At 37.9% G+C, this 14,942-nt stretch carries 13 protein-coding genes and 1 pseudogene; 3 read left to right on the top strand and 11 right to left on the bottom strand.

What is annotated here, in order from left to right:
* Positions 1 to 115: 115 nt before the first annotated feature.
* The 3 genes from AC1RNS_RS15585 to AC1RNS_RS15575 form a co-directional block, all read right to left on the bottom strand.
* Positions 116 to 1,108 carry a VanW family protein gene (locus AC1RNS_RS15585; RefSeq protein WP_492993922.1) on the bottom strand — a complete coding sequence of 331 codons (993 nt, stop codon included), beginning with the start codon at positions 1,106 to 1,108 and terminating at the stop codon, positions 116 to 118.
* 172 nt (positions 1,109 to 1,280) lie between these two features.
* Positions 1,281 to 1,889: a CAP domain-containing protein gene (locus AC1RNS_RS15580; RefSeq protein ID WP_492993920.1), complete on the bottom strand. Its 609-nt coding sequence runs from the start codon at positions 1,887 to 1,889 to the stop codon at positions 1,281 to 1,283.
* A gap of 229 nt (positions 1,890 to 2,118) precedes the next feature.
* Entirely contained in the window at positions 2,119 to 2,757 is a 639-nt protein-coding gene (locus tag AC1RNS_RS15575; protein WP_492993919.1) for a transmembrane-type terpene cyclase, read from the bottom strand.
* A gap of 146 nt (positions 2,758 to 2,903) precedes the next feature.
* On the opposite strand from AC1RNS_RS15575, the gene pgeF reads away from it, so the two are divergent.
* The gene (pgeF, locus tag AC1RNS_RS15570) at positions 2,904 to 3,668 is read left to right on the top strand and encodes a peptidoglycan editing factor PgeF (protein ID WP_492993917.1); all 765 of its coding nucleotides are present in this window, start codon (positions 2,904 to 2,906) and stop codon (positions 3,666 to 3,668) included.
* Between the two features lie 96 nt (positions 3,669 to 3,764).
* On the opposite strand, the gene AC1RNS_RS15565 is transcribed toward pgeF, so the two are convergent.
* The 7 genes from AC1RNS_RS15565 to AC1RNS_RS15535 form a co-directional block, all read right to left on the bottom strand.
* Positions 3,765 to 5,129 (bottom strand): amino acid permease, encoded by a 1,365-nt coding sequence (locus AC1RNS_RS15565; RefSeq protein WP_492993915.1) that lies wholly within the window; start codon positions 5,127 to 5,129, stop codon positions 3,765 to 3,767.
* Positions 5,130 to 5,418: 289 nt separating this feature from the next.
* On the bottom strand, positions 5,419 to 5,628 hold the full coding sequence (locus AC1RNS_RS15560) for a hypothetical protein (protein WP_492993913.1): 210 nt from the start codon (positions 5,626 to 5,628) through the stop codon (positions 5,419 to 5,421).
* 30 nt (positions 5,629 to 5,658) lie between these two features.
* Positions 5,659 to 7,170: an NCS1 family transporter gene (locus tag AC1RNS_RS15555; protein ID WP_492993912.1), complete on the bottom strand. Its 1,512-nt coding sequence runs from the start codon at positions 7,168 to 7,170 to the stop codon at positions 5,659 to 5,661.
* 125 nt (positions 7,171 to 7,295) lie between these two features.
* Positions 7,296 to 8,558 (bottom strand): NAD-dependent dihydropyrimidine dehydrogenase subunit PreA, encoded by a 1,263-nt coding sequence (preA, locus tag AC1RNS_RS15550; RefSeq protein WP_492993910.1) that lies wholly within the window; start codon positions 8,556 to 8,558, stop codon positions 7,296 to 7,298.
* 13 nt (positions 8,559 to 8,571) lie between these two features.
* Positions 8,572 to 9,939: an NAD(P)-dependent oxidoreductase gene (locus AC1RNS_RS15545; RefSeq protein WP_492993908.1), complete on the bottom strand. Its 1,368-nt coding sequence runs from the start codon at positions 9,937 to 9,939 to the stop codon at positions 8,572 to 8,574.
* A gap of 97 nt (positions 9,940 to 10,036) precedes the next feature.
* Complete coding sequence (gene hydA / locus AC1RNS_RS15540; RefSeq protein ID WP_492993906.1) at positions 10,037 to 11,440, bottom strand: dihydropyrimidinase; 1,404 nt, start codon at positions 11,438 to 11,440, stop codon at positions 10,037 to 10,039.
* A 44-nt stretch (positions 11,441 to 11,484) separates the two neighbouring features.
* Positions 11,485 to 12,729, bottom strand: a complete 1,245-nt coding sequence (locus AC1RNS_RS15535) for a Zn-dependent hydrolase (protein ID WP_492993904.1) — start codon at positions 12,727 to 12,729, stop codon at positions 11,485 to 11,487.
* Positions 12,730 to 12,868: 139 nt separating this feature from the next.
* On the opposite strand from AC1RNS_RS15535, the gene AC1RNS_RS15530 reads away from it, so the two are divergent.
* Both AC1RNS_RS15530 and AC1RNS_RS15525 read left to right on the top strand, forming a co-directional pair.
* Positions 12,869 to 14,038 (top strand): PucR family transcriptional regulator, encoded by a 1,170-nt coding sequence (locus AC1RNS_RS15530; protein ID WP_492993902.1) that lies wholly within the window; start codon positions 12,869 to 12,871, stop codon positions 14,036 to 14,038.
* A gap of 266 nt (positions 14,039 to 14,304) precedes the next feature.
* Positions 14,305 to 14,483 (top strand): annotated as a pseudogene (locus AC1RNS_RS15525) (methylmalonate-semialdehyde dehydrogenase (CoA acylating)); the annotation flags it as partial.
* Between the two features lie 74 nt (positions 14,484 to 14,557).
* Here the strand turns inward: AC1RNS_RS15525 and AC1RNS_RS15520 are convergent.
* Positions 14,558 to 14,908 (bottom strand): DUF378 domain-containing protein, encoded by a 351-nt coding sequence (locus AC1RNS_RS15520; protein ID WP_492993900.1) that lies wholly within the window; start codon positions 14,906 to 14,908, stop codon positions 14,558 to 14,560.
* Between the last annotated feature and the right edge of the window lie 34 nt (positions 14,909 to 14,942).

The raw sequence follows: 14,942 nt of genomic DNA, 5'->3' as shown, positions 1-14,942 counted from the left end.
CACATCTGCATGGCATATATGCTGGATGAACCACCATTATACTGAAATACCTCAATTTAACTATAGCATGACACTTTTAAAAAGACACCTTTGGCAGAGGTGTCTTAAGCATTAATTATGTTTTTTTCAATAATTCTACATATTTTTTTGCTGTCCTTATCTCCACAGTTAAAAAATTATCCCCATAAATAGATTTGATTAAAAATGGTACGTCACTTGTATTGTGAAACCTAAAATCTAAGCCTCCATAGGAAACCGTAGCATCCCTTCCCTTTGGCACATAGCCAACATCTAAGGAATGATGATGTCGTTCCACAAACTTAATTGGCAACTGATCTACTGCATTAAACAAGGTCGAAGAGGTTTGACAAATACCACCACCAATACCCATCACCACCTTCTTATTGATGATTTCTGGTGCAGGCTGATAACCATTGTCTTCATCTCTTGGTCCAACAACAGTGTTAAATGAAAAATAATCCTCGCTTCCGACAATAACATTATGAATTGCTTTAGCAGATAATTCGATGTTTTTATTTCTTCCTACATCAGCACGATTAAAATAAGTGGTATAGGATGCGACAATGGTTTCCTCCAAATAAGGAATATCCTCCAGATAATAACCGCTTTCTGTTATATAAAGCGGCATCACTACTTTACCACCAGATGCTGATGCCTCTAATATTCTAGCTACCAATTCTTTTTCTTTTAAAACCATTAAAGGACTGCCCTTTATTATTTTTCCATTATCATCCAGCCTATCAAGTATCATGCGTTGATCATAACCAGCTGTTTCTCCATTGCCTCTTGCCAATGCTCTTGCTAATTGTTCAATTTCCTTTGTATACGATGGCATATTTCTTTCGAAGCCCATTTCATTTGGAGTAATGGTCTGTATAACCGCATTTGTAGAGGGATCAACAATTTCTACAACAGTCTCCAATTGTTGCTTTTGCTCATACGTAACAGCCTGTTTGTTTTCCTTTTGTTCCTGCTCTAAATCTTGTACTTCTTGCACTTGTTGTTTCTCATTCTCTGGTTCTCCTTGACAACCGATTAGTCCAATAGTGCATAACATAAACAGTGTGACCATCCACTGTTTTTTCAATAGCAAGCACCTACCTCTAACGTTATAGTACAGAGACATCTTATTCGTTTAATAGTGATAGTGTGTTACTTTTTGTATTTTTTTATTTATTTTCAATATGTATGCGTACCTGAACCTTACATGTTTAAAAGAACTGCTCCTGCTTCAGACAGCAGAGAACAGTTCTATATTTTTATTGTTGAATAAACATTTGTGTCCAGTAGTTACCATCCTTCACATATCCTACGCCGATATGTGTGTAGTTTTTATTTAAAATATTAGCTCTATGACCAGCACTATTCATCCATGCTTTTACAACTTCCTCTGCTGAACGTTGTCCCATTGCAATATTTTCGCCAGCCGATTTATACGTTATTCCAAAGTTTTTCATCATTGTAAATGGTTTACCATAAGTTGGACTTGTGTGATCAAAGTACTTTTTATCGTGCATATCTTGAGATTTATATTTTGCCACTCGAGAAAGCTCCCATTCTTCTTTTAAGGCTGGTAGACCTTCTTTAGCTCGCTCTGCATTGACTAATGTTACAACTTCCTGTTCAACGCTTGCTTGCTCTTTCGTAGGAATATTAATTATTTGTCCTGGATTAAGTTGATCTGGATTTGCAAGTTGTGGATTTGCATCAATTAGTTCTTGTACACCTGTTTGTGTTTTCACAGCAATTTTCCAAAGAGAATCACCTGCTGCAACTGTATATGAATCGGCTGCCATCGCCCCGACTGGGATTAATAAGGATGCAGATAATACGGACACAAGTGCTGCTTTCTTTACTCTTTTAAACATGTTATTCATTCCTTCCTGATTGGCTCTATATTTATCGTAAATAGTTTCTAAGTATTAATCATCACTAAATATTTGGAAGGAATTTTACAATTGTATGACATAAGCTAAAAACAGGTACACAATGACTTATACAACGCTGTTCTCACAGTTTAGCTTTGTAACATTGTTGCAATATAATTGTAATTAGCATAAATTGCTAAAGTTTATTTAAACAAAAACAGACTATTCATTACCTTATTTTGGGTAAAAAAATCTTTTTTCGATATAGCCTATATATTAAAACAATATAGAGCCCATCATAAAAAAGAGTTGCAAGTGAGATAATGGTAATTAGGGGAGTTCGAAAGTACATATAAAAGCCTACTGCTGCAAATACAGTACCAAGCATTTTACAAACTGCTATGCTCATCGATTGACCACTGAGATTTCCTCGTTGTAGTAATAAGGCAATAAACAGCCCTGACATCATCAGATTTTGTGAGAATGCTGCATATTTTCCAGCTATATCATTAAATTCATGCATCATTACTAAAATAATAAAAAAGCTAGCACCGAGTGTTATGAAAAATGATGCATAAAATACTTTACTTGGAATTAATTTTCGATATTCTTTATGACCATACCTTAAATACTGCATCATTATAATAATGTCTAACATAAACCAAAGGAAGGTAATCATCCTTTGGAGATCGTTTTGTGGATACATAAAGGCAAAGATAAATTCCCATGAAATATTGGCACAAATGGCAGCCATCGGCATACCATACTTCTTATCCTTGAATCCCTGCTTGATAATGAGTATATATGTAATAATCCAAAATAGCCCCATGCCTAATTGACAAATTAATAAAAACTTTTCTTGAGCCATTTATACACACTCCTTCTATTCATGATTCTTCGATACTATATGTGAAGAAATCTATTCTTTATGTCTAAAAATATAATAGAAGGGTATAAGTATGAAGTGCCTATACATTCACAACTCAATCCTATATAGTAAGACGAGGTGATGATATGAAAACTAAAATTTATGTGGATAATGCCCCTTTTATTGCCGGCATTACCTTAAAAGATCAGCTTGAGCTAGAACAAAATAATATGGCATTGCATACTTGTGTGAATATTGCAGATGTGCTTGAAAATCGCAAAAATTTAGTAGCTTCGCTGCATTGCGACCTCAATCATTTTGTCTGTACACAGCAAACACATAGTGCTAATTTTTATTGTGTTACAGCCTCCGATAAAGGTCGTGGAGCTGAACAATTGGATACTGCCATTGCCAATACTGATGCACTTTACACACGTGAGCCGAATTTACTTTTATGTAGCTTTACTGCCGATTGTGTACCAGTTATTTTTTATAATGAAGTCAATGGGCTCATCGGTGTCGTGCATTCAGGCTGGCAAGGGACTGTTAAGGAAGTGACGTTGAAGCTTTTCCAGCATTTAATCAAGCAGGAGCATTGTCAGCCACAAGATTTTTATGTACAAATCGGTATGGCGCTGAGTCAACAAAAATTTGAGGTAGATACGGATGTCTATGAGAAATTCCACAATCTAGGCTACGCTGAAGATTTTATGTATTATAATGCTCAAACCAATAAATATCATATTGATAATCAACAAACCGTCAAAAAACAATGCGAGCTTGTTGGTATTCCTTCTAAAAAGATTCACATTGATGCAACCTGCACATATCTCAGCCCAAATGGTTTTTCCTACCGCCAAGACAAACAAGCTGGCAGACATTTAAGCTTCATTATGCGAAAAGAACAATAGTGAAAAGGGACAATCCACAATCGATTGTCCCTACTCTATTTATAATATGTTCTAGCAATGCAAGTAGTATATCCAAATAGACACACCCTTCTCACACTATTGACGCTCATGACGGTTTTTACCAATGCCAAATACATAGTAGCTTATCGTCACTAAAGCTAAGAAGATAATTCCCACGATTAATGAAACGCGGGTATCATCATTAAACCACATTCCGATTAGTACCATTACTAAAAAAGCGATTGTCAAATAGTTTGTAATCGGAGCAAATGGCATTTTGAACGGGTGCTTAGATAACTCTGTACCATGTATTTTTCTGAATCCTATTTGACTAATTAAAATAATAAACCAAGGTACCATTCCTGGTAAAACACTTGCACTATAAACATAGACAAATAAATTTTCTGGCGCTAAATAGCTTAAGATGACGCCTATCACTAGACCTACTAAAACACCTGCCGTCCCGAATAATGGTACACCATTATGAGAAAGCTTGGCAAAAAACTTCGGAGCTTGTCCATTCATAGCCAATGTATACAACATTCGACCAGCACTATAAATCCCACTATTACAGCCCGACATTGCCGCTGTAATGACGACAAAATTAATTATACCAGCAGCTGCTGTGATACCCACCTTAGCAAACGTAGCAACAAAAGGACTACCAATTGTCCCTAATTCATTCCATGGATAAACCGTCACGATGACAAAAATGGCACCGATATAAAAGATTAAAATACGCCAAATAATACTCTGAATCGCATTTGTAATTGTTTTTTGAGGATTTTTCGCTTCTCCAGCTGTAATACCAATTAGCTCGACCCCTTGATAGGCAGCAACTACTAATGATAAGGCAAAGAAAAAGCCTGTCCAGCCACCTGTAAAGAAGCCTCCATGATTCCATAGATTAGATAGCCCAATAGCAATGCCATCATTACCTATTCCAAAGAAAATAAGACCGATTCCCGCGATAATCATTAGAATAATTGTAACAATTTTAATCATCGCAAACCAAAATTCAAACTCACCAAATGATTTTACTGAAATAAAGTTAGCGACACCTAAAATGACCATTGCAATGAATCCTGGAATCCATGCTGGTAAATCTGGATACCAGTATTGCATATATGTACCCACCGCAATTATTTCTGACATACCAACAATAATCCATTGAAACCAGTTACTCCATGCTGTTAAATAACCAGCCAATGGATGAATATATTTATAGCCAAATGTTGCAAAAGAGCCTGTGCTTGGCTCCATATACAGCATCTCTCCCATAGCCCGCATTATAAAAAAGATAAAGATACCAGCTATGGCATAGGCAAGAAGCACGGAGGGACCTGTCCACTGAATAGCACTGGCTGAACCCATAAATAGACCAACGCCAATTGTACCACCTAGCGCAATCATTTGGATATGACGAGCCTCTAACCCTCTTTTTAATTCTTTGTTTACCACTCAAATAACGCCTCTTTCTTTGATGTTTTTCTAAGTTGAATAATTACTTTTTCTATAATAATAAATACACTCTAAAAATACAATTGTATTTTTAGGAAAAACATATATAAATCAAAATAAAAAAAGCATGAATTCGATTTAATATCGAAATCATGCTTAGCAATTAAGGGACACTTTATAAAGATATTCCACTTGAGTCAAATATTTTTCTTATTATATGAAGAAAGAAGTCTATATTTATTTTCTAAAAATGATGGAAAGTTCTAATTTACTAACACGCTTTTCTTTATTATTGTAACAATGTTTGCTCTTGAAGTTTGGCCGAGAAGTATTTACGGGCATCAGCAGTTAGAATTTGTTGCAAAACAGTTTCCTCCTGACGTGCAAACTCCACAAACATTCCACTTAAATTTTCATACACATATTTAATTTTGTAGCCGCTATCTAAAAAATCATCTATTTTTTGAATCTCCTCAGTGCTTTGTAAATGTTCTGACATGCAATCACCTCGTCCTCTCCGTTGTCTTATTTATTCAGCACCTTTTATCTCTAATAGTGGATCCGTTATGTCACCCTCATTTGGGTCAACTGATGGCGTAGGCATTTGTGACTGGGTGAAAAGTTCATCCAAATTATGCCCGACTGTTATCCCTAAATATTTTGCATCATTTGGGTCTTCTATTTCTGCTTGAGGATATTTTTTAAACCACCAATACTTTGCTAACACATAATAAACAAAAGCACCTACAAAGAATCCAACTAATGAAGAATAGGTTGAGAAGATATTTGCTACTGCACCACCTATCACCCAGGCAATCAAACCAGCTATGTTAAATCCATTGAAATATTTAAACTGCCCATCTAACTCATAAAGTGCCTTCACATGCACACGACGTTTACGAATTAAATAATAGTCAGCAAATAGAATACCAACTATTGCAGTTAAAATACCCCCAATAATTAATAGAACATTTACCATCACATCAAATAGGCTCCATGGTTGTGCAAGAATACCGATGATTCCAGCGATGACAACCCCTACCCAGAACGGTACTTTTGGTCCGCCAATATTGGAGAAAATAGTGGCTGCTGGCACAACATTGGCAGAGGTGTTTGTTGACCACTGGGCTAACACAATCATTAATAGTAAGATGCCTAATATAAATCCACTTGCGCTTTGCTGTAAAGCATTGATTGGATCAGCCGAGGCAACAGCCATATAACAAACAGCTCCAATTGTAACAATGAATGTGTTCGTAATTGGCATTACGATTAATGAGCCCACGAGCTGTGTTTTATTCCGTTTGAACCAATTACGCTCATTTTTAGGTGCTTTAAAAAAACGAGATAATGATGGCATATCAGCTGCGAGCGTTGACCAAAAGCCCATGTTTGCCATGACCACTACCATAAAAGCTGTAAAGGCAGCAAAGCCAGTTGTTGGGGTTTCTACCCACGTCCAAATATTTTTCCCTTGCGACGTGGCATTATCAGCCAATGTGTAATACATCCAGCAAGAAATCAAAATAATGACAGGTGCTGCTAAATCAGCGAAGCGCTCAATGGACTTAATGCCGAGTGATGTATTAAAGAGCTGAAGCGCCGCAAATACAAGGAAACAAATAAACCAATTATCAAAATCAAATAATAAATTTAAAATGCCATTTATTGCTAATGCTCCAAAATACGTATTAAGACCAAACCAACATGCGGCTGTTATGCCCCTTACAAGAGAAGGAATATGAGTTCCAAATGTGCCGAATGGTGCACGCATATAAACAGGGAATGATAATCCATGCTCAATACCTATATCACCAATTAACGTCATAAAGACACCAATCAAACAGGAACCTACCAACGTAGCTAAAATAACCATAGGTAAGGATAAATTCATAATTGCCGAACCGCCTATAGCAAAAGCTGCTAATACAATCGCCATTCCAATCCAAATCACCGCAAAACCAAATGTTCCAATATTTCTTTGTTGATGTGTCACTGGAAGTAAATCGGGGGATTTTAAATAATTCCCTTCACGTTCCATAATGTTTCTCTCCTTTTTTCTCTAATTTCCGTGACAACTTACTTGAAGTGCCTTCCTTCACCAAAAATACTGAAGGAAGGTGGAATTTCGATTTTTAATCTTTATTTAGAATAGATCAAAGGTCTTTATTTTGATAGACTGCTAAGAAGTGATTGGCGTTCATTCCATGTCATTGGCGGAATTGTGGATGTACGTTCAACCATCGAAATGGCACCATCGACAGGACAAACAATAGAGCATAAATTACAGCCTACACAGTCTTCCTCACGAACCTTTAACATTGGGCGACCATCCTCCGTATAAAGATCAATACATTGATGGGATGTATCCTCACAAGCAATATGACACTTATTGCAATTAATACAGACATCATTATTAATTTCTGCGACAATTTTATAATTTAAGTCTAAATCACCCCAGTTAGAATATCTTGGAACGGAGCGACCAACCAGATTCATCACTGAAGCTATACCCTTATCATCTAAATAATTATTCAGCCCATCCATCATATCCTCAACAATACTAAAGCCATGATGCATCGCTGCTGTACATACCTGTACGCCTGTGGCACCCATTAAAATAAATTCCGCGGCATCTTGCCAATTAGAGATACCACCAATACCTGAAATTGGGACATTGACTAAAGGATTGCGGGCACACTCTGCAACCATATTGAGTGCTATCGGTTTCACAGCTGGACCACAATACCCTCCATGTGCCCCTTTGCCAGCAACATGTGGAACTGTATTCCATGTATCTAAATCTACACCCGCTAAGCTGTTAAACGTATTAATCATACTAACAGCATCTGCTCCACCTCTTGTGGCTGCTTCTGCCGTTACTGTAATATCCGTAATGTTTGGCGTTAGCTTAACAATCACAGGTGTACGCGCCGCTTCCTTTACCCAGTATGTTTGCTTTTCCACCAATTCAGGGACTTGACCAGAGGCAGAACCCATGCCTCGTTCTGCCATCCCATGTGGACAACCAAAGTTAAGCTCAAGACCATCAACCCCCACATCTTCTACGCGTTTCACAATTTCATGCCACTTTTCCTGCTTTGGCTCCACCATTAAAGAGGCAATAATCGCGTGATTAGGAAACTTCTTTTTTGTCTCATAAATTTCTTGTAAATTCACTTCTAACGGTCGATCCGTAATCAATTCAATATTGTTGAAGCCTGCTACTCGCTGCCCATTATAACTAATAGCCGCAAAACGAGAGGATACATTTAAAATTGGCTCCCCTAATGTTTTCCACACTGCACCACCCCAGCCTGCTTCAAATGCGCGCTGTACTTGATAGCCTGAATTCGTTGGTGGTGCTGATGCCAGCCAAAATGGATTCGGTGATTGGATGCCCGCTAAGTTAATGCGTAAGTCTGCCATGTAAGTTCCCCCTTTATGCAATCTCACTTGGTTTTCTTAATCGTTCATGAATCTTGTATGCTGCATTTTTTCCTTGTTGCACAGCGGTCACCACCATCGCTTCACCCTGTCCATTGCCAAAAACAACATCTCCACATGCAAATACTTTGTCATTAGACGTTTGCATTGTCGTCTCATCAATATCGACAACTCCGTTTGTATGTGCCAAATCAAAGGCTTCAATTAATGAAACAAAACGAGTTTGCCCAATAGCTTTAATGACAGCATCCACTTCAATAATAAAGTTAGAACCCTTCACTTCTTCTGGTCTTTGTCGACCATCAGGACCTGCCTCACCAAGCTTCATTTTCACACATTCAATGCCAGTTACCCTGCCTGCCTCATTGCCAATAATTTTCTTCGGTGCAGTCAGCCATTTAAATTCCACACCATCCTGTTTCGCAAATTCATATTCAAATTTATACGCCGTCATTTCTTTTTGCGTTCTTCGATAAAGAATTTGAACATTGTCAGCACCTAAACGCACCGCACATGTTGCGCCGTCAATGGCTGTATTTCCAGCACCGATAACAGCTACTCTTTTCCCTACAATATCATTTGTAAGCGATTCCATTTTTGTTTTACGAACAAACTCAATTGCATCATGGACACCTTCTAAATCTTCACCTGCTATGCCTAAATTCGGCACAGCCCCCATACCAACAGCTAGAATAACACTGTCATATTGTGCCAAAATTTCATCTGCTGATATATCCACACCTATAGCTATATTTGTTTGAATATCCACGCCGAGCTGTTCAATTTGCTCTACTTCCCAATCTACAACATCATTTGGTAATCGGAACGCTACAATACCATATCTTCCTAAACCACCAGCCTTTTCTTCAGCCTCATAGATGGTTACTTGATAGCCAAAAAGACTAAGTTCACGTGCTGCCGATAAACCAGCAGGACCTGCTCCAACAATAGCTACTTTCTGTTCATTCCTTTGCTCTGGTTTAAGGAGCTGAGCGTTCGTTTCCATTGCCCAATCCGTCGCATAACGCTGTAACTCACCAATTTTTATTGGCTTTGTTGAAGAATGTAAGACACACGCCCCTTCACATAGTTCTTCCGTTGGACAAACCCTTGCACAGCTTGCGCCAATCGGATTTGCTTCTAATATAGTCGTAGCAGATCCCTTCATATTACCAGATGCGATTTTTTTTATGAAATTAGGGATTTGAATACTTGTCGGACATGCTTTAATACATGGTGCATCATAGCAATAGAGACAACGATTGGCTTCCTCAATAGCCTCATTCTTTGCCATCTTGTTTTTTAATTCCACAAAATTACGTCTAAGCTGCATGGTCATCGCATTTTCTTGAATCGGAACCATTCCACATCCCCCTTATGTGTTCATTTTTTCCGTACCCCATTACTAGACCGATTGCTTTGCTCTCCATCCAAAACAATCGGTCCTTTACTGAAGCAAGCTAAATATTTAGCGCTTCCGCTGCTACTTTTTTTAATGGACGTTTGATATATTGTCCGCTACCTAGTACACCTACAAATTCTTTATTTTTAATAACATATTCCCCACGTACTAGCACACTTACAGGCTCACCTGTTACTTCCCAGCCTTCATATGGATTATAGTCAACATTCATATGATGTGTTTTAGCTGATATTTGGCGTTTCGCTTCTGGGTCAAAAATAACGATATCTGCATCAGAACCGATAGCAATTGTCCCTTTTTGCGGAAATAGCCCAAATATTTTTGCGGCACTAGTAGAAATCATATCGACAAACTCATGGATAGAAATTCTGCCTTTTGCTACGCCTTCAGAATATAAAATACTAAAACGATCCTCAATGAATGGCCCACCATTTGGAATTTTCGAGAAATCATTTAAGCCTAGCTGCTTTTTGCCCTTAAAGCTAAAGGAGCATTGGTCAGAGCCAATTGTCTGAAGCTGTTTCGCCTTTAAGGCATTCCATAAATGTTCTTGATGATATTTCGGACGAAGTGGTGGTGACCAAACATATTTTGCTCCCTCAAAGCCCGGCTGTGCTAAGGCTGATTGATCGAGCGTTAAATATGGTGGACATGTTTCACCATAGACATCATAGCCTTTTTCACGAGCAGCAATAATTTCATCCATTGCTTCTTTACATGTTACATGTACAACATATAGCTTTGCTCCAGCAATATGAGCTAATTCAATAGCACGCTTTGTTGCCTCTCCCTCCAGTTCTGCTGGACGAGTCAGCGCATGATAAATCGGCTCCTTATGACCTGCACGTCTTGCTTCCTCTACTAGCTCATCAATAACAGAGCCATTCTCACAGTGCACCATCACTACTGCTCCAAGACCTTTGGCAATTTTAAAGGCTTTAAACAGTGTACGATCTGTCGCTTGAAATTCCTTTGCATAAGCCATAAAGACTTTGACAGAGGTAATACCCTCTTGCTCTAAAATTTTAGGCAGTTCAGCTTCGGTTTCAGGTGTTAAATCGCCAATCATCAAATGGAAGCCATAGTCAATCGCTGATTTTCCTTTGGCCTTGTCATGCCATTTTTTCACTGCTACTGATAATTTTTCTTCACCTGCTGTTAAGCAAAAATCTAAAATAGTGGTTGTCCCACCAAAGGCCGCAGCAATCGTTCCTGATTTCCAATCATCATCTGTCACCGTATTATTAAATGGCATATCTAAATGCGTATGGGGATCAATTCCACCAGGTAACACGAATTTACCAGTGGCATCAATTATTTCAGCGCCTTCATCGCTTAAATGTTGTCCGATTTGCACAATTTTTCCGTTATCAATTAAGATATCAGCCTCAAATACATCCGCAGCAGTAGCTACACGTCCGCCTTTAATGATTTTTTTCAAAGTGCCCCTCACCCTTCATCACAATATTAGAGATTTCTTGATTTTTAACGCAATGTATAGGTTTCACCTATACTAAACTTTGTTTGTAGTGTTAGAACTGTTTCTAGTAAAATATCAGCTCCCTTAGCACAATCCTCAAAGCTTGTTTTCTCCTCCTCACAATGACTTCTCCCTTGAATACTTGGAACAAAAATCATTGCGGAGGGAATCAAACTAGCCATATACTGGGCATCATGTCCTGCTCCACTAAACATGCGATGAGCAGAATAGCCAAACCTCTGACAAGCACTTTCTACTTCATTGCAAATAGCTACGTCAAAAAATACCGTATCCCTGCCCCAAAGCTTTACTGGCTGAATGCTACAACCCTCTGCCGTTGTGGGGAGTGCTTTAAGAATATCCTCCACCTGTTGCATTACCTCTGCCTTTTGATGGCGTGAATCGATTGTAAATGTTACTGTATTCGGGATTACTGTATGAATATTTGGTGAAACATTCATACGGCCAAAGGTATAAACTAGTTGTTCATCAATTTTTCCTAACTGGTCATGTAACTCCGTAATAATTGTCGATGCAACAATCATGGGGTCCTTCCGCATGGACATCGGCGTAGTACCAGCATGATTGGATTGCCCTGTAACCATAATTTCATAACAAATCATGCCAAGTACCCCCTCGACAACACCAATTTCATGCTTCATTGCCTCCAATACAGGTCCCTGCTCTATATGCAATTCTAAATAGGCAAGCGCTTTATTCAGACGATTTTCCTGCTTTCCCTCATAGCCACTTGCTCGTAATGCTTCTTGAAAGCGAATGCCATTTTTATCAGTGGATTGTAGCATCTTTTCTTTATCAAATTTCGACGTAATCACACCCGAGCTCATCATGGCCGGATCAAAACGAGCGCCCTCTTCATTCGTAAAATTAACAATCATAAGGGGAATGTCTAGCTCAATATCGTTTTCCTTAATTGTTCGAATGGCCTCAATCGCTGTTAATACCCCTAACACACCATCAAACTTCCCCCCCTTTTCTACTGAATCTAAATGTGAACCCATAACAATTGGAGGAATATCCTTTGTTCCTGGTAGAACGCCATAAATATTTCCCATATCATCAATCTTTATATCCATTCCTAAATCCTCACAACAATCGCAAAAATAGTTTCGTGCTAAAACATCTTCATTCGAAAGAGACAAGCGGGTTACGCCACCATTTTCAGTTGCTCCAAATTGACTAAATTGTTCAATTAACTCTTGCAATCGTCTACTATTACACTTATACATATGCAAGTCCCCTCTTTCACAGTAGTTAATAAACATTCTAAAATAGATAAAAATTGTGAGATATGGATAGTAAACTAAAAAAATCTGTGCATCTGCACATGATATATGGTAAGTTATGTTCATAATAAGGGGGGAAAATATGGGGACGATTCGCAAAATTGTAGAGGGAGTTCAATTCCCAATGCTCACATTAGTAGCTGGCCATAGCGGAACGTATCGAAGAGTGACTGGGATTAACGTAGTAGAGAGTAGCGATTTAATTATGTTTTGCAGACCCAATGAATTAGTCGTCACTACTGGTATTCATTTATCTTCACAGGGAGAATCATTAGAACAGCTTGTTAAACTAGCATTCTCTAAAAAAGTAGCAGGTTTTATCATTAATCTTGGACCATACATTCCAGATATACCAGAATCAGTCATCACTTTTGCCAATGAACATGATTTCCCTATTTTTCAAATGTCATGGAGTTATCGGATCGCCGATTTATTCAAAACAACCTTTCAATTTATCGCCAATCATCAGCAAGAGCTTTCAACTGAAGAAAAAGTCCTTTACAACTTACTTTTTCACTACAAGGACAACGACAACTTGCTAAAGAATCAATTATTACAGTTAGGATTTCCACAGGGAAGAGAGCTAGCCATCATCTCTTGTACAACCGTTGGAGGACAAGCTAGTATTGATCGCTATGAGGTCATGCTCCAATTTGCATTTCAAAATAGATATCACCGCTTCCTAAAACTAAAGCATAAAAATCACCTCATCTTTCTAATTGACAAAGCACAAATTCATACACCGAATACACCCTTCTCAAAAATAGTTGAAGAAATCTACGAAAAAATCACACTAAAAAATGGTTACTTAGATCTTATTATTGGTAAAGGAAACTACTATAAAGAGCTTGAAAATTTTTACAAAAGCTATGAAGAATCCTTAACTGTGATTCAATTAGCCAAGCTTCATAACAACCGTTTCTTGTACAAATATAAAGAAATAGGTGCCTATCAAATAATCATGGCTGTACAAAATCAAACGTTAATTAAATCTTTTAGCCAAGACATCTTGGGGCAACTCTATCACTACGATGATTTGCATGGTACAGATTATGTACAATTTTTACGCATTCTTCTTGAGGAAAACGGTAGTACTAGTAAGATTAGCGAACGTCAATTTATCCATCGAAATACTGTTCTGTACAAAATAAAAAAAATAGAAACTCTATTAGATATGGATTTGAACAATCCATTTACAAAAACAAATCTCTATATCGCATTTTTAATTGAAGATGTACTTACACATCATTAGCTTTTAACATATCAGAATTTTCAATTAATAGATTCCCCTTCTAAATCAATCTATGTATTCATATAAAGTACAAATGGGGGAAACTTTGTATGTTGTTGCCTCATAATAAATGAATGCTTGAAAACTACCTGTTTAGAAGGTGTGAGTATAGTGGCAAATGTAACAGGTCAAAATTGGCATACCAAAGATGAGCAGTACGTCTGACTGGGCTGTTGCATTGAAAAACATTGACATTATGGAAGAGGAAAATTTATTTGCATGCTCTTGTTGGCTATCATTATTTAGATGGCTGGAAACGCTCTAAATTCGGTGAAGGACATACGTTTGGACCTGATCAGGTTCCCTTCTTAACAAAAGCCAAAACTATTTCCGAAAAATGGCTAGAACAGGACAATGAATCTCTTCCTTCGACTTTCCAAGTAATAATAGCAAAAGCAGGACGTAAGCTCTTTTGCTTACGCCCTGTCTGGCACAAAAAAACTGAAGAACCAAAGGGTCACCAGTTTTTTAATTTTGCAACTACTTTTTGTTTTTAGACTTATTTACAGGCTCTCTTTTTTCTACTTTCTTCACTTCAGTTGTTTCTACTTCTGTGAAATCCGCCTCTTCTCCAGCCTCCATACCGTAACTTGGATTTCTGTCTATACGAGTATGTGGATCAAAGTCTTCATCCTCTTCAAAACGCTTCACAAGAATCGGTATGGTTATGATTCCGGCTATCCCAACTAATGCATAAATCCATCTTGACAATACCGCCGTTTGCCCACCGAACAAATAAGCCACTAAATCGAACCTAAAGAATCCAATGAGTCCCCAGTTGATGGCACCAATAATGACTAACACTAAGGCAATTCTATAAACTACACTCACGTCTACACCTCCTTCACTTGTAATAAGAAACCCT

Source organism: Lysinibacillus sp. GW821-FHT14F06 (genome assembly GCF_058803665.1).
This window is presented reverse-complemented; position numbering and strand designations above follow the sequence as displayed.

Bases quoted from the DNA above. Each gene is read 5' to 3' on its own strand.
- AC1RNS_RS15580 (WP_492993920.1), bottom strand. From the start codon at position 1,889: ATGTTTAAAAGAGTAAAGAAAGCAGCACTTGTGTCCGTATTATCTGCA.
- AC1RNS_RS15575 (WP_492993919.1), bottom strand. From the start codon at position 2,757: ATGGCTCAAGAAAAGTTTTTATTAATTTGTCAATTAGGCATGGGGCTA.
- pgeF (WP_492993917.1), top strand. From the start codon at position 2,904: ATGAAAACTAAAATTTATGTGGATAATGCCCCTTTTATTGCCGGCATT.
- AC1RNS_RS15560 (WP_492993913.1), bottom strand. From the start codon at position 5,628: ATGTCAGAACATTTACAAAGCACTGAGGAGATTCAAAAAATAGATGAT.
- AC1RNS_RS15555 (WP_492993912.1), bottom strand. From the start codon at position 7,170: ATGGAACGTGAAGGGAATTATTTAAAATCCCCCGATTTACTTCCAGTG.
- preA (WP_492993910.1), bottom strand. From the start codon at position 8,558: ATGGCAGACTTACGCATTAACTTAGCGGGCATCCAATCACCGAATCCA.
- AC1RNS_RS15545 (WP_492993908.1), bottom strand. From the start codon at position 9,939: ATGGTTCCGATTCAAGAAAATGCGATGACCATGCAGCTTAGACGTAAT.
- AC1RNS_RS15535 (WP_492993904.1), bottom strand. From the start codon at position 12,729: ATGTATAAGTGTAATAGTAGACGATTGCAAGAGTTAATTGAACAATTT.
- AC1RNS_RS15530 (WP_492993902.1), top strand. From the start codon at position 12,869: ATGGGGACGATTCGCAAAATTGTAGAGGGAGTTCAATTCCCAATGCTC.